This is a genomic window from Chitinophaga sp. sic0106 (assembly GCF_019219075.1).
Taxonomy (GTDB): domain Bacteria; phylum Bacteroidota; class Bacteroidia; order Chitinophagales; family Chitinophagaceae; genus Chitinophaga.
Map to the genome: position 1 here is coordinate 373,883 of NZ_JAHUWJ010000001.1, position 17,196 is coordinate 391,078.

Below are 17,196 nucleotides of genomic sequence, written 5' to 3' on the forward strand. Positions count from 1 at the left end.
CTGGACAGATATTGATAAAAAGCAGACCTATTTCTCACACAGGGTGGCGTAGGTTTGTGGCTCAAACTCAATGATCTCATAAAGCGCCAGCTGGAATTTTTCTAAAGGATCTTCCTTCATGATTTCTTCCACTTCTTTTCGGCTGGATGCCTTACATAATATCAAAGAGCCGGATTTAGGCTTGCGACGACCCGACAGGATAAATTGACCTGTTTCGAAGTATTTCTGGAGGAACGCCGTATGCGCCTCCATAAAGTGCTCAACAGCCGCCACCGGACGGATGTATTGTAGTAAGATCAGGAACATGGTTTTTCTATGGTTTTAGTGATCAGTTTCATAGTAGTAACAAAGGTATTAACTATATCGGTTAAGAAATTATTGTAAGCAGTTGGGAAAAATAAGACATATAAGCTACAAAAATATACGTACTTTTGCGACCATGAAATACCACGATAGTGGGAATGTGGTTCCAATTGTCCCTGAAATTTGTGCAGCCCGAACCATGTGTCCAGATTCCCCTTACCACCTATTTCTAGCCTGTGCATATTTTATCTAATATATTTTAATCATTTATGAAAAGGACAATCTCCAAATTGTTGTTAACCGCTGGCGTAGCCGCGGTCATGTTGTCTGCCTGTTCTAAAGTACCTGAAGAGAGCAAATACATCCCCAAAGAAGCCGGTCTGGTATTCGAACTGAATGCTAAACAACTGAGCGAAAAACTGGTGACCAACGGCTTCACCATGGACAAACTAATGGCAGCTGCTCAATCCGGCGACTCCGCAAAAGACGCCAAATCTTGGGAAGATGCTAAAAACTCAGGTATCGACCTTACCTCCAACTTCTTCGTTTCTTTCGTTTTCAGAGGGCAAGTAAACGAAAACAAATCCTATATCGAAGCGACCGCATCCCTGAAAGATGTGACCAAATTCGAGAACTTCCTGAAAACCAATCTTTCCGGTTATGAAGTAAAAACCGGTAAGGACTTCAAATATACCTGGGATAAGAAAAGCTCCGCTTTAATTACCTGGAACGATAAAACTGTACTTTACCTGATGCACCTCCCTACCAGCAAGCTGAACGGCCTGCCAGGTACTGGTGGCGAACCAGCTGAAGATGCAGCTGAAGTAGACGCAGAAGCTTACCCGGCCGATACTGCCGCGCCAGTAGAAGCCGTAGCTACCCCTGTAGCCAACGTGACTGCGGAACTGCCCGATGAAGCAGCCGTCCTGATTTCAGAAGCAGATCACCTCTATCACCTGAAAGAAGCTGAAACTGCCGGTTCCCTGGAACCTTTCAAAAAATTACTGAAAGAAAACGCCGATATCAGCCTGTTTTTCAACTCTGAAGCTACCTACAACAGCGGCATGCTCACCATGCTGCCTGCTAACTTCAAGAAACTGATGGAAGGATCTTATACCACCGCTACCGCCAATTTCGAAAAAGGTAAAGTGGTAATGAACACCAACAGCTACGCCGGTAAACAAATGATGGAAATCTTTAAGAAATACGGCAAACGCGAAATCGATATGGACATGCTGGAAAAATATCCAGGTGAAAACATCACCGGTTTCATCGCCTATGCTTTCGATTTTCATATGATCGGTGAAATCGTTAAATCCGTTGGTATGGACGGTATGGTAAACATGATGCTGTCCCAGAAATCCGGTCTCACCATGGACGACCTGCTCAACGCCTTCGATGGCCAGCTGGTATATGTATCTTCCGACTTCAAAATGGAGCGCGTACCTAACCCGTACTTCGAAGGCGATACCCTGGATAAGCCTAAGTCTAACTGGATATTTAACATGAAAGTGGCTAACAAGGAAGCATTCAATAAAGTAATGACCTCTCCGCTGCTGGCCAACATGTTCGTGAAAGAAGGTGATAAATACGTATTGGCTTCACCTGACATGGCCGCGTCCATGCCTGCAATGTCACTGACCGAAAAATCCATCACCCTCGGTTCCGACTCCGTACTGCTGGGCCAATACCTCGGCGGTAAAGGCAAAATCAAACTGCCTGAAGCTGTGAACGGTAAAGTAAAAGGCAGCATGCTCTATGGCTACCTCGACTTCGAAAAACTGGCCAGCGCCGTTCCTATGAACAGCGTAGGTGAAGATGAAAAAGCAGTAGTAACTAAAGCGAAAGACCTGCTGAAAGACCTCACCATCTCCGCAAAACCAATCAGCGGTGATGTACAGAGCGGCGAAGTAGTACTGAACTTCAGAGACCAGAACAGAAACAGCCTGGTGCAACTGGTAGAAGTAGCTACAGAAGCAGCTAAGGTGGCTAAAGCAAAAGAAGAGCAAAGAAAAAGAGAGCAAGCCGCAGAAGACAGCCTGTACAACCTGGTACCAGTAGATTCTGCTGCCATCCAATAACAATTGTTCCGCGGACAACGCGGCATCAACATAGGTAATACCTTACATTTCTGACAGGAGGCTGGATGAAAAGCAACAACTCGCTTTTTACCCAGCCTCCTCCTTTTATACCCGACCCACACTGCGGAAAGCAGGCCCAAAACACTATCTTAGCCTCATGCAAATTCAGCTCGATCAACTCCTGCCTGTTCCCCTGAAGGATAAGATCCTACAACGGAAATCAGGCATCTGGAATGAAAATATCGTTTTTAATCCCGGTAGCTTTGTGAAAATCAAAGCCCCGTCTGGTACCGGCAAAACCACGCTGGTGCATTATCTGTATAATATCAGGAACGACTATACGGGAAAAGTACTGGTAAACGGGAAACCCTGGAGCGACTACGGCCGCAACGAAATCGCACTCCTGCGCCAGCAGCAGATCAGCGTTATCTTCCAGGACCTGCGCCTGTTTGAACAACTGACAGCCCTGGAAAATATTGAACTGAAGCGGGTCATGACCCCGCAGCCCTACTGTACCCCCGAAAGAGTGCAGGAAATGGCTGCGCGACTCAATGTAACCCATGTGCTCCGGCAGAGCAGTAAAACACTGTCCTACGGCGAGCGGCAGCGCATTGCCATCATACGTGCGCTCGTACAGCCCTTTGACTGGTTGCTGATGGATGAACCCTTTAGTCACCTTGATGAAGAAAACACCCGCCGGGCCGCCGCGCTCATCGCTGAAGAATGCAGCGCGCGTAAAGCAGGATTTATTTTAACCGACCTGGACGATGACCAGCACTTTGACTACAATGTGCTGTACCAGCTTTAATCTGATGTTTACATGCATGCTTTTTTTGCCCTTCTGAAAAAAATAATTCGAACCGGGATCGGTAAAGGCAGATTTATCATGGCCTCGCTGGGGTTAGGCATCGCCATGGTGCTGATCCTTATTGCGCTACAGGCCAATTCTGATTTTAACCAGCTGCTCTACAGCGACAAAAACCAGAACGAAACTGCTGATTTCCTCGTCATCAATAAAAAAGTTACTAACAGTATGATGGGGCAGCCACAAAAAATGGTGCTCTCCCAGGAAGAAATAGACAATATCCGCCGCCAGCCCTTCGTACAGGCGTCAGGGTTAATTACTTCCAGCAGATTCAAAGTAGTGGCGCAGGCCCCCGGCGAATTGCATTTTGCAACGGATATGTTCTTCGAATCCGTACCGGATAGCTTCATCGATGTGAAAGAGGAAGAGTGGAAGTGGGAGCCAGGCAGCCGTATCATCCCTATTATATTGCCCAATGATTTCCTGAACCTGTATAATTTCGGTTTCTCCCTGAGCCAGGACCTGCCGCAGATTTCACAGGAAACGGTGAAAGCGCTACCGCTGCAAATCGTTATTTCCAACGGCCTCATCTCAGAAACCTATACCGGCCATATCGTTGGGTTCTCCGATCGCATTTCTTCCTTTCTCGTGCCTGCATCCTTTATGGACTGGGCCAATGAAAAGTATGGCATGGCCGGCACCACTTCCACCGCCAGCAGAATCGTGATTAAAACCGCCGATCCATCAAATCCAGCCCTGGTAAAGTTCCTGGATGATAACGGTTATACCACCAACCAGGACAAACTGAAATTCAGTAAAACCAGGGTAATCGTACAAACAATCGTCTCAGTTATCGGTTTCTTTGGTTTAGTGCTGTTATTCTTTGCCCTGCTGGTGTTCAGCATGTTCATACAACTGATCATCGCCAGCTGCAAAAAGGAAATACAGCTGCTGGTTACGCTGGGAACGGCGCCCAGGCAGCTGCAACGCTATTTGCTGAAGCAGTTTATTCCCCTGTATATTATCATTGGGGTGGTGTCGCTGCTCATAGTTGTAGTACTGCAATACCAGGCCCATGTAGTGCTGGCTAAGCACGATATGGCCGTGAGTCCGCTGCCCGCTATCTGGACATTTGCCGGAGCGGCAGTAGTCATCTCCCTGGTATATATAGTAAACCTGGTAACCGTGCGCAAATACATATTACAGGATCAGTAATTAATCCGATTTTAAATATTCCAACGATGAAAGCAAACGACAAGAAATTTGTACACGTGGTAAACTTCTACCTGAAGCCGGGACTGAGCGCAGAAGATGTAAGGAAGTTTGAAGTGGGCGTGAGTTCACTGGGTACCATCGACGAAATCCAGGTGTTTAATGTGGGTAGTCCCGCATCCACCGACCGTCCGGTAATTGATAAAAGCTATAGCTATTGCCTGCTCTGTGTGTTTAAGCATCAGGAGGACCATGATATCTACCAGTCACATCCTATTCACCTGAATTTTATTGATAACTGCAAGCACTTGTGGGAGAAGGTGGTGATATTTGATTCCGAAACTATTTAGTTTTTGGCCTGGAAGGTGCCAGCGGCCCCTTCCCAAGCCTTGAAATTCCCTTCGCCACAGGCGAAGGGAATTTCAAAATTTATCTGTTGAACAACAATTTCACGTAAAACATAGGTTTCCCCAACTTCTTCCGCAGATCCACCTCATGAAACATGCATGACATCAGCTCTTTCAGCTGTTTGTTTTTAGACCCCATTTTCATGAGCCAGTTAAACAGCCACGGATATTTAATCAGTTTTTGCAGTTTCGTACTCACCTGTAGTTCCGGACCCAGGATGCGGTATACGTCTGTATCATAGGCATCCAGGAATTTATCGGAGAAGTCGTTGGCGGCAATGGCAGCAGCGGCTTGCTGGGCGGCAATGCGGCCGGAGTAGAGCGCGTTGCCAATACCTTCGCCGGTGAACGGATCGATGAGGTAGCCTGCATCGCCCACCAGCACAAAGCGTTCCCCGTGGAGCTTGCGCTTTTTGCTACCCAGAGGTAGGCCGTAACCGTCGATAGAGCCTACCAGCTCGGCGTTGGCAAACCTTTCTTTCATCACCGGGTCGGCGGCCAGGGTATCCACCATTAATTTTTTAAGATTGATCTTGTTGTTGCGGGCATTGTTGCTGAGCATACCCACGCCTACGTTGGCTTCGCCATTAGGCAGCGGGAATATCCAGAGGTAGCCGGGCAGCATTTCCTTGAGGAAGTGCAGTTCGATGAAGTTGTCCTTATGAAGGCCGGTAATGCCTTTGTAGTAGGCACGTATGCCGGCTACATAATGCTCCGGCTCCATTTTAATACCGGCTACCTCCTTTGTGAAGGAAGAATGTGCACCATTGGCCACAATCACCAGCTGCGTTTTCACCTGGAAGGTGCCGCTGTTATTGGACAGGAGGTATCCATCCTGTTGCAGTTCATATTTATCAATGCTGGTACCTTCGTAGAGGGTGATTTCCGGGCGTCTTTTCATTTCATCTACCAGGAAATTATCGAAGTCGATGCGTTTGCACACGAAACCTCTTGGGTTCGACATATCATCCTGGTAATTAGGCGCATAGGGGATATCCATGCCAATGCGGTTTGGCGCCACAAATTTCACTCCCCAGCTGTCCATTTTAAAAACGGCCTGCTGGAGTCTTTTCCCCATGTCTTTATCAATACGTTCGAGTATGGTGAGCACCTTGCCACTAAGACCGTCGCCACAAACCTTGTCCCTCGGGAACACCGCTTTATCCACTACAATAGAAGGGATGCCCATCTGGGCCAGCTGGAGGGCTGCGCAAGCGCCACCGGGGCCGGCTCCTATAATACAAACTTTTGTTTCCATTTTACTGATAGTATAACCAGCTGGTAAGATACGGAATACTGTAATAGCTTATCTTTACAACCTTAAAAATTAGTAAGATATGTTCGATTTATTTGGTAAGCTGTCACAGATCCAGCAAAAAATGAAAGAAGGAAAAGAGCGCCTGGCTAACGTTACCCTGGAAGGGGAGGCTGGCAATGGTGCAGTGAAAGTGGCTGTGGATGGTAACCGTCAGGTGAAAAGCATCGACGTAGCTGCCGAACTGCTGGTGCCGGAAAGAAAAGAAGAACTGGAAGACCTGATGATATCTGCCCTCAACAAAGCCCTGAAAGCTGCTGAAAACAGCTGGGAAGCTGAAATGAAAAATGCTGCCGGCGGTATGCTGGGAGGCTTACTGTAAGAGATAGCATAATATTTTTACAGGGATGTGCGCGTTTACGGGCACATCCCTTTCTTTTTCCCTATTGCGTAAGTAGTTTTTCCTTTTCGCTATAGCTACCCTGGTTAAAAGCCCTTTCTTTGTGTTACACGAATACACAACCCTACAGAATTTGTAAATACTTTTCTGAAATGATATACTACCGGGGAATTAGTTTCCCTGGTTTTATTTTTTAGGGAGATGTAAAGCCCACCCTGCATTGGGTTTTCAGGTTTTTCCTACTTTTTTATGATGGCATGGAACGGGATTTGGCACTACCCCCGAAAACAATCCGTATGCATGTACATCCTAAACCACCTGCACCAGGTTCCAAAACAGTATATGTAGTAATTGCAGTAGTACTGATTGCACTATCTGCCATTGGCCAGTTATTAATTACGTACTGGCACTGATAAACTATAACAGCCATGATAAACCAATATGAAGTGCCGGCTTATGCGAGTCATAATGAACCGGCACTTACTTCCGCAATGCCGGAAGCAGAAGAGGAGGTCGTCGTCAGACTGGCCACAGCAATGGACCTTGCATTTGCATTGCCAATATGCGCTGAAATGGAATCCTCTGCAAAGGCCCGCGGTACGGGTATTTCCCGCCGCGACCCTGCCGATATCAAACGTAAAATGCTGGAAGGAAAAGCGGTCATCGCTTTTACCAAAACAGGTATGTGGGCCGGATTTTCGTATATCCAAACCTGGGAAAACGGCCGCTTTGTATCCAACAGTGGATTGATTGTAGCGCCTGCATTCCGGCGATTAAAAGTAGCCAGTGCCATCAAACAGAAAATATTTGAATTAAGCCGGAAGCTATATCCGCATGCAAAAATTTTCAGTATCACTACCGGGCTGGCAGTGATGAAACTGAACAGCAGATTGGGCTTTGAGCCCGTTACCTATACCGAAATAACACAAGACCCTCAATTCTGGACAGCTTGTAAAAGCTGTGCAAACTATCCTGTGCTGGCGTCGCAGGGCTTTAAAAAGTGCTTGTGCACTGCTATGCTCTTCACGCCGGAAGAAACATCAGAACCCTGCTATACATAAGGTTCGCAGCCCAGAAGTACTATAACAGCGGTGGTGCATTTGCACTACCGCTTTATTCTTTTACCTCACACTCAAGGAAAGTTCCTGAATACCGCGATACGCTGAGCCGCAGCACACTACAGGTTTCTATCCGCATAAAAATATCAGGGGTAACATCTACCTTACTAATACCAAACTCATTATCATCCACCACAAGATAGTGAGAGGTAACGCCCAGTTTTTGCGAACTTTTCTTGTCCACCACTTTGGCAGTGAACTGCACTTTGTGCCGCGTTTGAAGATCTTTGCGCAAACCTTTGATGGTGTGCAACCAAAAGTAGGCGAAGCACCCAAGAAAGGCCAACGTTATAGCAGAGAAAAAGTAAGTAGGAGAATTCCGGTTGCCCTGTAAAATGACAAAGCCAAATCCGAAGGCCGTAAATAGAAGGAAATACTTTGCCAGGATGACGATAGCTTCGTATTTGGAGTCCAGATTACATTTTACAATATAGGCATCATCGTTTGTAAAGGGTTGATAATGTAATTGGTTCATATGGGTCGCGTTTTTCGTGAGTGGATAGTTTTATCAAGCTATTAAATAAAGAGATGCAGCACCTAAATTTTTCCATAAGCTGAAATATAATTTTTGCACGGCAGACTTCACTATATTTAACATTCAAAATCCTGTTTTATGCGCTATATACCATTGATAGCATTGGTAGCCCTGTTAGCAGCCTGTGATGGCAAATCGGCAAAGGAAAAAAAGCTGGCAGCCGATTTCCAGTTCACAGCAGCCGTTCTGTACAATGAAGACTCCGTAAAGCTGGCAGCAAAACTGCTGGATGACAATAAAGTTGCTGCCGAAAAGAAATTCCTGGAAGCAGTGGACGTTTATCGCAATAAAAAGCAATACCGGGAAGGTGCAGATTTATTTAAAGCATCGCTTCTGCTACAGCCGCAGGCCAAAACTTATTACGAGTTAGGCAACGCCCTCCTGGACGCGGAAAAGAACCTGGAAGCCATTGATGCTTACAGCATGGCGGAAGCACTGAACTATAAACCGCTGCACAAACTATTGTATAATAAAGCCTGTGCCTATGCTAAAAGCGACAGCACACAACGGAGCCTGGAGCAGCTGGTAGCAGCCATTGAGTTTGGCTATACCAATATGGATAACATCATGAAGGACCGGGACCTGGCATCGTTGCGTGAAAACGCCTATAACTTTAATGCGAAAGTGCACGAGGCATTCAGCGGCATCGGTGATGCGGATAAACTCCAGTGGAACATGTTTCTCCGCGATTTTAAACCGATGGAGTTGCCGGTTACATTCGATAAAACCTTCATCTCAAATAAAGAATTAACCGGTATTCCGTACGACTATGAGCGTTATGTTTCCGAAATGAGAAACGTGAAGTTTGAACGTGAAACTGGATCACTGTATTACTACGTAGGACTTATCAGGAAAGACACGGCCTATAAAACCCTTTGCTACGCTGTGGATGACAAGGCGCTGGAAGATTATAAATGGCCTTATTATTTGCTGGTAAGTTATGATAACAAAGGAAAGCTGATTGATAAGCTGCTGGTAGGTGGTCAGAAACTGGATGAAAATCCATACCGTGTAGGGGAGGTGAATGGTAACGGTGAAATCACGGTGACTGATTTTGAAATCACCTACGAAAAGCCGGTGTCAGAAACGCGTTTCAATGAAAATAAGGAGCTGGAATCGAAAGAGTTAAATAAGGAATATTACACCATTGCGGCGGACGGCCATTTTGTGAAGAAATCCAACGAGCCGTTAGCGTTGCGCTAAGCGCCGCCGGCTGTAGTAGATATAAATTTCGGCCAGGAGGATATTTATCGTCCAGCTGAGCCAGGATACCATTACATATGCAGTGCGCGGATGCAGCTGCATATGTAATGTTCCCATCAGAAATACATAAAAGCGTAGGGTGAGTGCGGATAACGTAAGCGCGTAGCTGCGCAGCATCCACTGCTGATGATCTTCCCAACGGCGTTGCAATGCCCGTTTCCAACCCATAACGGTAACGCCTATCCATAATACAGAAAGTACCACAAAACTTGTTTTAGCCGCGGGGCCGCCGTTGGCGTACAAAGCCATTACCAGTCCGGATGGCCCGCTGATAAAGATGACCACTACCGCATAAGTTTTGCCGAGGCTGCGGTGCAGCTTTGGATAGTGGTGAAGGAGGTAGCTGCTGAATTGCAGTAGTCCTGCCAGCAATACAATACTGCTTACAAATACATGTATATAGAAGCTAATCCGCCAGGGCTTTACATGCCAGGCCATCTGCTTGGTGCGCAGGAAGTCGGTATAACGTTCGAACGTGGTATAGGGCAGGCTCAGCTTAATCATGAGCCAGGTGCCGTATGCGATCATCAGCACCGCTATAACGGTAAGTATCTTCTTCAATGCAAGCATTAACCCGCCATTAATATTTTGAATTCCAGACTGTCCGCTTTCAGCTCGTTGCCGTATATAGCTGCTTCTTCGTTATAGGGCGTGAAGTTGAACAAGGTTGTTTTAGCAGGCCAGGAGGAGGTAGGTACCCAGTTGATCAGTACTTTGGTAGAATCATTTTTATCGTAGGACCAACTACCGCGAACGGCTATACTCTGATCGGAGTAGGTGCTGTCGTTGATGCGGGTATAAAGCAGCATGGATACGGAGCCATCGGCGTTGATGGTGAGTTCGCTGTTACTGTCAGTATTGGAATAGTAGCCAGCTACGGAAGGTGCATTTCCTGATAGCTGATCCACATCGGTGAGGTATTTCAGTTTAAAAGTCTTTGGGCTGGTGGCTTTCGGATCATTGGGAGTCCATTTGCCGCTACCGGTTTTATTTTCCGGGCTCATGGTGATTTCAAACTTGCCATCGTATTGGTTATCGCCAGGTTCGCTGAGGGTGAGCAGCCATTGGTCGCCACTTTTCACCATTTCCCCTTTAAGATTCCGGCGCAGCGATTTGTGGATGTTATAGCCTGCTACCTGGTGTCCGTTGGCGTAGTTGATGGTGATGTAAATCGGGGAGCCTCCAAAATCGCCGCTGTAAATTCCTTTGATGCTGCCGGCGTCGGAGGTCTGGCTGCTGGAATCGGCGGCCACGGTGGTGTTGTCCGTTTTATTACCATTGAATTTACATGCCTGTAGCAGCAGGCAGGTACTTATAAATGCGAGTGTAAAAACTTTCATGGGGGAGAATCTATTTAAGTAAATATACAAGTCCGCGTTATTTAAAAGCCACATCGATGATCAGCAGTTTATTAATATTTTCAGAGCTATGCTGCAGGATCCCGGATACTTTCAGGTAGTAGCGGGAGATGGCCACTTTGCACGGCGCTTGTGGAAAGCTGCTGATAGCGGCTATTTTGCTACTGATATCCTTTCCAAGATGCTTAAAAACGTATTGCTGTAATTCCAGTGGCGAGGTTACCGGGAACTGGTTTTTTTGTTCGCGGGTATATTTTTTACATATGAAGAAGTTATCGGCCTCGGGTATTAGTGGCTCCCAGTCGGATTTATAGTGGCGCCAGTGTTTAAGCACATGGATCGGGTTTCCGTCAATGATGGCGCTGGTTTCGTACCGTTGGGATACGCTGATTTTAGCATTACCCGGGGAGGTAAAGGTGAGCATTTGCCCTTCGATGGTATGCGGATGCTGCAGGGTGAGGTAGATCGTATCGGGCCGGAGCTCAAAGTCGTTATGGTCCGGCGTGGGCTGGAGCCAGTCGAGCGACAGATAGGAGCTGCCAAAGCGTATATACGTAGTACTGTCGGTGTTGGCCACCGATACCTCATTAGAAGCGACCCTGGTAGCCTCGCTGGAAGGCGGAGCTACCAGTTCCATGGTGTCAATCTGCACTGTTCTCTCCTGTTTGGGAGGTGCAGGTGAATGGCAGGCGTAGCATGCTGGCAATAGGGCTGCCATCAGGTAGTAAGTTTTCATGATACGGGGGAATATTAAACCATTACATGTTTAGTTTTAATATCCTCGTTTGACTGCGACAGTTTTACTCTGCATCGGCCTCGTCCTCTTCTTCCTCTTCCGCTTGTACCTGGGTATCAGGGAGTCGGTTGGCATCGGCGGAAAGGGCGTTCCAGAGGATGTCTTTCAGTTCTGTCAGTCCCTGGTTGGTAACTGAGGAGATGAATACATGTGGAACGTTTTCTGGCAGTTCGGCAGATATAGCGGCTTTCAGTTCATCGTCCAACATATCGCTTTTGCTGATGGCCAGCAGAAACTGTTTGTCGAGCAATTCAGGATTATATTGTTCCAGTTCATTGACGAGCACTTCAAATTCTTTACGGTGGTCGGCGCTATCAGCAGGAATGAGGAATAATAATACGGAGTTTCTTTCGATATGGCGCAGGAACCGGTGTCCGAGTCCTTTACCTTCATGGGCGCCTTCGATGATGCCTGGCAGGTCGGCGATACAGAAGGATCTGTTGTCGCGGTATTCTACCATCCCCAGTTGCGGGGTAAGGGTGGTGAAGGCATAGTCAGCCACTTTAGGTTTGGCGGCGGTGATGGTAGAAAGGAGGGTGGATTTACCGGCATTCGGGAATCCAACCAGCCCTACATCGGCCAGCACTTTGAGTTCTACTACTTTCCAGCCTTCAATGCCTGGCATGCCTGGTTGGGCATATTCAGGGGTTTGGTTGGTGGCGGATTTGAAGTAGGCATTTCCGCGACCTCCCTGGCCACCGGGCATCCAAACGATTTCCTGGCCGTCGTGGAGGATCTCAGCTTCTACTTCGCCGGTTTCTTCATCACGGGTTTGGGTGCCTAAAGGGACTTCGATGATAACATCTTTACCAAAACGACCGGTACAGTTGTCGCCGCTGCCGTTTTCCCCGTTCTCAGCCAGCAGCATTTTATGCCAGCGGAGATGGAGCAACGTCCAGAGCTGAGAGTTACCACGGAGGATGATATGCCCTCCACGGCCACCGTCGCCACCGTCAGGACCAGCTTGTGCATTGAATTTAGTACGCATGAAGTGCATACTGCCGGCACCGCCTTTACCAGACTTACAAAATACACGGATATAATCTACGAAGTTCGCTTTTTCCACTTTTGACCTTGATTTTAAAAGACTGTATCCCCTGATACAACCACAAAATAAAACGCAAAGATCGTGAAGTTTACGTAAATAGCACAGGATCATGTGCTAAATCACGCTAACCAACAATCTTTGCGTTGTATATCAGTCCTTGAAAGCTCCTGGTACAGGGCCTTAGGAGCTAACTTTCTCCCCCAGGAGTTCGTCTATTTCTTTTGACAGCAGGTCGAAGATTTCTTCTACGCTACCATCACCTTTAATCTTTTTAAACTTGCCGAATTTAGCGTAGTGGTCAGCTACAGGGGCAGTTTTGTTGTGGTATTCCACGATACGTGCTTTTACCACATCTTCATTGGCATCATCGCTGCGGCCGGAGGTTAAACCTCTGTTCAGCAGACGTTTGATCAGCTCTTCTTCCGGCACTTCCAGGGAAAGTACTACAGAAATAGCTGTTTTTTTCAATGCGAGCAGTTTATCCAAAGCCTCTGCCTGCGCAGTGGTGCGTGGGAAACCATCAAAGATGAATCCACGTGCATCCGGATTGGCATCCAGCTTAGAACTGATCATACCGATTACTACCTCGTCCGGTACCAGTAAACCCTGGTCCATGAACTTCTGAGCTTCTAAGCCCAGCGGAGTTTTATTACCTATTTCACTGCGGAGTAAATCACCGGTTGACAGGTGAAGCAGTCCGTATTTATCAATAATCTTAGCACTTTGTGTGCCCTTGCCGCTGCCGGGAGGGCCAAATAAAATGAGATTGACCATGTTTATTAAAAATCTTACTTACTAAAAAACGCAAGGTTGCAAATATAACAAAGAATTGAATGCTTTGGTAATTAAAAATACAATTGATTAAAAAATCTAAAAATTTTTTGAAAATAACTAAATGCAATTCAATTTTCTAGTGGAATCAATAAAATATCTTCAATGGCACTACATCTAATTTAGTAATAAACTTCTTATTGGACAAAGACATATAATTAATATTAATAATTAGTTGATTGCCACTGGTTTTAGTGCGCCAGAATTTGTAAGTTTGGATATGATGAAACAATTACTGGTTGCTGGACTTACAGGCTTGATGTTGACCGGAAGTGCGATTCCTGTACCGCCTTCGGTATTGACAAAAAAGAAAGACAAAAAAACAGCTACGCATAGCAATACCACTATTCGCAAACAGGACCCGGCAAGCGCCTGGGTCGACAGTGTGTTCAACTCACTTACCCCGGATGAAAGGATTGCCCAGCTGATTATGATACGCGCCCACTCCAACCTCGGACAGGATCATATCAACGCAGTAGTGAAAGACATACAGGATAATAAAGTAGGTGGCATCATCTTCTTCCAGGGAGGCCCTGTAAGAGAAGCCAACCTCACCAATTATTATCAGTCCATCTCTAAAGTACCACTGCTGGTGGCGATCGATGGAGAGTGGGGGCTCGGTATGCGGCTCGACAGTGTCATCTCCCTGCCAAGAAATATGATGGTAGGCGCTATACAGGATAGTACGCTGGCATATGAATATGGAAAACTGCTCGCGGAGCAATGTAAGCGAATTGGTATCCATATTGACTTTGCACCGGATATAGATGTGAACAACAACCCGAATAACCCGGTTATCAACGACCGTTCCTTCGGAGAAAATAAATACCAGGTAGCACGCATGGGGGTGGCCATGATAAAGGGTATGCAGGATAATGGCGTAATGGCCAGTGCCAAGCACTTCCCCGGCCATGGCGATACCAATGTGGATTCCCACCTGGATTTACCATCTATCAACAAAACCCGGAAACAGCTGGACTCACTGGAGCTTTATCCCTTCAGAGCCGCTATAGCAGCAGGTGTTGGATCAGTAATGATCGGTCACCTCTATATTCCGGCCATTGATGCTAAAGCGAATACACCTACATCTATCTCCTACAAAGCCGTTACCAAACTGCTGAGAGAAGAACTGGGCTTTGATGGACTCACCATCACGGATGCCCTGGAAATGAAAGGCATTGCGAAGTTTTACACCAAAGGCCAGGAGTCGCTGCAATCCTTATTGGCAGGTAACGACCTTATGATCCTTCCTTCCACTGCAAAAGGTAGTGTGGATGCCATCCGCAAGGCCATCAAAAAAGGGCAGATCAGCCAGGGTGAAGTAGATAGCCGTGTGAAACGGGTGCTCCGTGCTAAATACAACCTGGGCCTGAACAAGCCTCAGATTATTGATACAAGGAACATCACAGAAGATATTAACGCTAAAACGGATTCCCTGCGCCGGAAAATAGCTGAGAAAGCTATTACCCTCCTGGGTAATGATGATAAACTGATTCCGTTTTCGCCTGCCATGACCCAGCAAAAACTGGCAGTGGTTGCGGTAGGGGCGGATGCAAGCAATCCTTTCATTGAAGCCGTTAAAGCACTGAAGCCAGGTACAGATGCTTTTGTGTTTACCGGCCGCCAAACGGTAGAACAGATTGCACCAATCGTTTCTAAAATCCAGCGTGATTATAAAGCGGTGATCATCAGTCTGCATAATTTTAGTCGCCGCCCGGCTAATAACTTTGGCCTTACTATGGCGGAGCGACTGATTATCCGCCAGTTGCAGCAGGAGTTACCATCTGCTACCGTGGTTTTCGGAAATCCTTATGCATTGCAGTATTTCTGCGAAGCGCCACATCTGCTGGCCGCCTACGAAGATGACTCTACTACCCAGAAAGTGGCCGCAGAGATTTTATTCGGAAAGCTGGCGCCAGAAGGTAAGCTCCCGGTAAGCGTTTGTCCATCTTTCCCATCCGGGTCAGGGGTAACGTATAAACTGAATGAATTTACTACCCTGCCGGAATCCACACCGGAAAAGGAGGGACTCAATCCACAGGCGCTGCTCCGTATCGATAACCTGGCAAGTGATATGATCAGCAGGGGGGCTGCACCTGGCTGTGAAGTGCTGGCACTCAAAAATGGCAAAGTGGTGTTTAACCGCTGCTATGGCCATTTTGAATATAACAGTAAAGAGCCCGTAACACCTAAGTCGATATACGATGTGGCTTCCGTTACGAAAGTTTGTGCTACCACCCTTTCAGTCATGAAACTTTATGACGAAGGTAAAATCAGCCTGGATGCCACTTTAGGTACCTATCTTCCCTTTACACAAGGGTCAGATAAGGCGGGGCTCAAGATCAGGGATATCCTGCTGCACCAGGCAGGATTAGTGGCCTACATTCCCTTTTACAAAGATTTAATCGATGCCGCGGGCGTACCTGATTCAACGATTTTTCACAGTACTACAGGTCCGGGTTATACTACACGTGTAGCCGAAAACCTTTACCTGATGGACTCCTACAAGGATACCCTCTGGAGAAAGATCCTGGACAGTAAACTGAATACCCGTCAGGGCTATGTTTACAGTGATCTGGATTTTATTTTTTTGGGGAAGATAGTAGAGGAAATTTCAGGTAAACCGCTCAACCAGTATGTGCAGGATACTTTTTACGATCCGTTAGGACTGGAAACGACGGGATTTCTGCCAAGGAATCGTTTTCCATTGTCGCAGATAGCACCTACTGAGCGGGAACCTAATTACCGCATGCAGCTGCTGCGCGGCGATGTGCATGATCCCACTGCTGCTATGTTTGGGGAAGTTGCCGGGCATGCCGGTTTATTTTCGGATGCACACGACCTGGCGGTGCTCATGCAACTATTATTGAACAGAGGCACATTTAACAACAAACAATACCTGCGTCCTGAAACAGTGGAGCTGTTTACCAGCTACGGCAGTAGTATCAGCCGCAGGGGACTGGGCTTCGATAAAACAGAAAAGAATAACGCCAGCCGTCATGAAGGTTATCCTTCGAGGCTCGCCACCGGTGCTACTTTTGGGCACACCGGGTTTACCGGCACCTGTGTATGGGCTGACCCGTCTACCGGATTGGTATTTGTTTTTTTGAGCAACCGGGTGTATCCTAACGGTGGCGCCAACACGAAAATATCTGCACTCAATACCAGGGGCAAAATGATGGATGTTTTTTATGAAGCGATGATGTAGGCAACAAAAGGAATTATAAAAAAGAAAGGACGCTACGTATGTGGCGTCCTTTTGTGTTTGCTGCTGCAGGCATGTTATTCTACAGAGGCATTTCGGTTAACAACGGTGGATGTGTGGATTTCCACAAATTTTTCCATGATCTTGTTCTTTCCACTTCTGATTTCGAAGGAGTAGTCTCCATCTTCCAGTGATTCAAGGTTGTAGCTGCCTACATACCTTACAGTTGCAGGTAAAACTTCGCGGTGAAGCGTGAAATTATTTCTGTCTTTGATATATAAGATGAGCTTTTCGTTTTCAGGATTTTCTACAGATAGTCTGAATAACAGTGCATCTTTTGACTGTTGATTAAGCTGCATGTTAACGGCTGTTATTGCTCGTGGCGAGCCGTTTTCCGTGCGGTAATCAGATTTTACTTTGTTGAAAGCCAGCACATTATCTTGTGCGGCTGCATGGAGGGTACCAAACAAAATAGCTGCTGTCAGTATCACGCTCACTTTGGGTGCTAAAACAAATTTCATGACATTATTTTTTTAATGTTTTGCTTAATTAGGGCGGTATTAGCTAATACAATGGTGC

The 17,196-nt window shown here is 46.7% G+C and carries 17 protein-coding genes; 8 read left to right on the forward strand and 9 right to left on the reverse strand.

Annotated elements, in window-relative coordinates; all coding sequences use genetic code 11:
* Nucleotides 1-27 precede the first annotated feature (27 nt).
* Nucleotides 28-306, reverse strand: coding sequence for a YciI family protein (locus KW844_RS01555; protein WP_218374945.1), 279 nt, complete (start codon nt 304-306; stop codon nt 28-30).
* A gap of 266 nt (nt 307-572) precedes the next feature.
* On the opposite strand from KW844_RS01555, the gene KW844_RS01560 reads away from it, so the two are divergent.
* The 4 genes from KW844_RS01560 (at nt 573) to KW844_RS01575 (ending at nt 4,751) form a co-directional block, all read left to right on the forward strand.
* Nucleotides 573-2,384 (forward strand): DUF4836 family protein, encoded by a 1,812-nt coding sequence (locus KW844_RS01560; protein WP_218374946.1) that lies wholly within the window; start codon nt 573-575, stop codon nt 2,382-2,384.
* 157 nt (nt 2,385-2,541) lie between these two features.
* Nucleotides 2,542-3,192, forward strand: coding sequence for an ATP-binding cassette domain-containing protein (locus KW844_RS01565; RefSeq protein ID WP_218374947.1), 651 nt, complete (start codon nt 2,542-2,544; stop codon nt 3,190-3,192).
* Nucleotides 3,193-3,204: 12 nt separating this feature from the next.
* Nucleotides 3,205-4,404, forward strand: coding sequence for an FtsX-like permease family protein (locus KW844_RS01570; protein ID WP_218374948.1), 1,200 nt, complete (start codon nt 3,205-3,207; stop codon nt 4,402-4,404).
* A gap of 26 nt (nt 4,405-4,430) precedes the next feature.
* Nucleotides 4,431-4,751: a Dabb family protein gene (locus tag KW844_RS01575; RefSeq protein WP_218374949.1), complete on the forward strand. Its 321-nt coding sequence runs from the start codon at nt 4,431-4,433 to the stop codon at nt 4,749-4,751.
* 79 nt (nt 4,752-4,830) lie between these two features.
* Here the strand turns inward: KW844_RS01575 and KW844_RS01580 are convergent, their stop codons facing one another.
* A complete protein-coding gene (locus KW844_RS01580) occupies nt 4,831-6,066 on the reverse strand; it encodes an NAD(P)/FAD-dependent oxidoreductase (RefSeq protein ID WP_218374950.1) in 1,236 nt (411 codons plus the stop codon).
* Nucleotides 6,067-6,145: 79 nt separating this feature from the next.
* On the opposite strand from KW844_RS01580, the gene KW844_RS01585 reads away from it, so the two are divergent.
* Both KW844_RS01585 and KW844_RS01590 read left to right on the forward strand, forming a co-directional pair.
* Nucleotides 6,146-6,445, forward strand: a complete 300-nt coding sequence (locus KW844_RS01585) for a YbaB/EbfC family nucleoid-associated protein (RefSeq protein ID WP_073084656.1) — start codon at nt 6,146-6,148, stop codon at nt 6,443-6,445.
* A gap of 446 nt (nt 6,446-6,891) precedes the next feature.
* Nucleotides 6,892-7,524, forward strand: coding sequence for an N-acetyltransferase (locus tag KW844_RS01590; RefSeq protein ID WP_255578102.1), 633 nt, complete (start codon nt 6,892-6,894; stop codon nt 7,522-7,524).
* A gap of 52 nt (nt 7,525-7,576) precedes the next feature.
* On the opposite strand, the gene KW844_RS01595 is transcribed toward KW844_RS01590, so the two are convergent.
* Nucleotides 7,577-8,056, reverse strand: coding sequence for a hypothetical protein (locus KW844_RS01595; protein WP_218374951.1), 480 nt, complete (start codon nt 8,054-8,056; stop codon nt 7,577-7,579).
* 138 nt (nt 8,057-8,194) lie between these two features.
* On the opposite strand from KW844_RS01595, the gene KW844_RS01600 reads away from it, so the two are divergent.
* The gene (locus tag KW844_RS01600) at nt 8,195-9,319 is read left to right on the forward strand and encodes a hypothetical protein (RefSeq protein WP_218374952.1); all 1,125 of its coding nucleotides are present in this window, start codon (nt 8,195-8,197) and stop codon (nt 9,317-9,319) included.
* On the opposite strand, the gene KW844_RS01605 is transcribed toward KW844_RS01600, so the two are convergent.
* The 5 genes from KW844_RS01605 to KW844_RS01625 all read right to left on the reverse strand — a co-directional run bounded on the left by KW844_RS01605 (nt 9,305) and on the right by KW844_RS01625 (nt 13,355).
* Nucleotides 9,305-9,949, reverse strand: a complete 645-nt coding sequence (locus KW844_RS01605; protein WP_218374953.1) for a DUF2306 domain-containing protein — start codon at nt 9,947-9,949, stop codon at nt 9,305-9,307. The two genes, KW844_RS01600 and KW844_RS01605, sit on opposite strands and share 15 nt — an antisense overlap.
* Nucleotides 9,949-10,719, reverse strand: coding sequence for a hypothetical protein (locus KW844_RS01610; RefSeq protein ID WP_218374954.1), 771 nt, complete (start codon nt 10,717-10,719; stop codon nt 9,949-9,951). Before KW844_RS01610 ends, KW844_RS01605 begins: the two co-directional genes overlap by 1 nt.
* Before the next feature lie 37 nt (nt 10,720-10,756).
* Nucleotides 10,757-11,473: a hypothetical protein gene (locus KW844_RS01615; RefSeq protein ID WP_218374955.1), complete on the reverse strand. Its 717-nt coding sequence runs from the start codon at nt 11,471-11,473 to the stop codon at nt 10,757-10,759.
* A 64-nt stretch (nt 11,474-11,537) separates the two neighbouring features.
* On the reverse strand, nt 11,538-12,599 hold the full coding sequence (gene obgE / locus KW844_RS01620) for a GTPase ObgE (protein WP_218374956.1): 1,062 nt from the start codon (nt 12,597-12,599) through the stop codon (nt 11,538-11,540).
* A gap of 162 nt (nt 12,600-12,761) precedes the next feature.
* Nucleotides 12,762-13,355: an adenylate kinase gene (locus KW844_RS01625; RefSeq protein WP_218374957.1), complete on the reverse strand. Its 594-nt coding sequence runs from the start codon at nt 13,353-13,355 to the stop codon at nt 12,762-12,764.
* Between the two features lie 277 nt (nt 13,356-13,632).
* On the opposite strand from KW844_RS01625, the gene KW844_RS01630 reads away from it, so the two are divergent.
* The gene (locus KW844_RS01630; protein ID WP_218374958.1) at nt 13,633-16,620 is read left to right on the forward strand and encodes a glycoside hydrolase family 3 N-terminal domain-containing protein; all 2,988 of its coding nucleotides are present in this window, start codon (nt 13,633-13,635) and stop codon (nt 16,618-16,620) included.
* Between the two features lie 74 nt (nt 16,621-16,694).
* Here the strand turns inward: KW844_RS01630 and KW844_RS01635 are convergent, their stop codons facing one another.
* Nucleotides 16,695-17,138 (reverse strand): hypothetical protein, encoded by a 444-nt coding sequence (locus tag KW844_RS01635; protein ID WP_218374959.1) that lies wholly within the window; start codon nt 17,136-17,138, stop codon nt 16,695-16,697.
* Between the last annotated feature and the right edge of the window lie 58 nt (nt 17,139-17,196).

Bases quoted from the DNA above. Each gene is read 5' to 3' on its own strand.
- KW844_RS01610 (WP_218374954.1), bottom strand. From the start codon at position 10,719: ATGAAAGTTTTTACACTCGCATTTATAAGTACCTGCCTGCTGCTACAG.
- KW844_RS01605 (WP_218374953.1), bottom strand. From the start codon at position 9,949: ATGCTTGCATTGAAGAAGATACTTACCGTTATAGCGGTGCTGATGATC.
- KW844_RS01555 (WP_218374945.1), bottom strand. From the start codon at position 306: ATGTTCCTGATCTTACTACAATACATCCGTCCGGTGGCGGCTGTTGAG.
- KW844_RS01570 (WP_218374948.1), top strand. From the start codon at position 3,205: ATGCATGCTTTTTTTGCCCTTCTGAAAAAAATAATTCGAACCGGGATC.
- KW844_RS01575 (WP_218374949.1), top strand. From the start codon at position 4,431: ATGAAAGCAAACGACAAGAAATTTGTACACGTGGTAAACTTCTACCTG.
- KW844_RS01590 (WP_255578102.1), top strand. From the start codon at position 6,892: ATGATAAACCAATATGAAGTGCCGGCTTATGCGAGTCATAATGAACCG.
- KW844_RS01635 (WP_218374959.1), bottom strand. From the start codon at position 17,138: ATGAAATTTGTTTTAGCACCCAAAGTGAGCGTGATACTGACAGCAGCT.
- KW844_RS01625 (WP_218374957.1), bottom strand. From the start codon at position 13,355: ATGGTCAATCTCATTTTATTTGGCCCTCCCGGCAGCGGCAAGGGCACA.
- KW844_RS01560 (WP_218374946.1), top strand. From the start codon at position 573: ATGAAAAGGACAATCTCCAAATTGTTGTTAACCGCTGGCGTAGCCGCG.
- KW844_RS01630 (WP_218374958.1), top strand. From the start codon at position 13,633: ATGATGAAACAATTACTGGTTGCTGGACTTACAGGCTTGATGTTGACC.
- KW844_RS01580 (WP_218374950.1), bottom strand. From the start codon at position 6,066: ATGGAAACAAAAGTTTGTATTATAGGAGCCGGCCCCGGTGGCGCTTGC.
- KW844_RS01565 (WP_218374947.1), top strand. From the start codon at position 2,542: ATGCAAATTCAGCTCGATCAACTCCTGCCTGTTCCCCTGAAGGATAAG.
- KW844_RS01615 (WP_218374955.1), bottom strand. From the start codon at position 11,473: ATGAAAACTTACTACCTGATGGCAGCCCTATTGCCAGCATGCTACGCC.
- KW844_RS01595 (WP_218374951.1), bottom strand. From the start codon at position 8,056: ATGAACCAATTACATTATCAACCCTTTACAAACGATGATGCCTATATT.
- KW844_RS01600 (WP_218374952.1), top strand. From the start codon at position 8,195: ATGCGCTATATACCATTGATAGCATTGGTAGCCCTGTTAGCAGCCTGT.
- KW844_RS01585 (WP_073084656.1), top strand. From the start codon at position 6,146: ATGTTCGATTTATTTGGTAAGCTGTCACAGATCCAGCAAAAAATGAAA.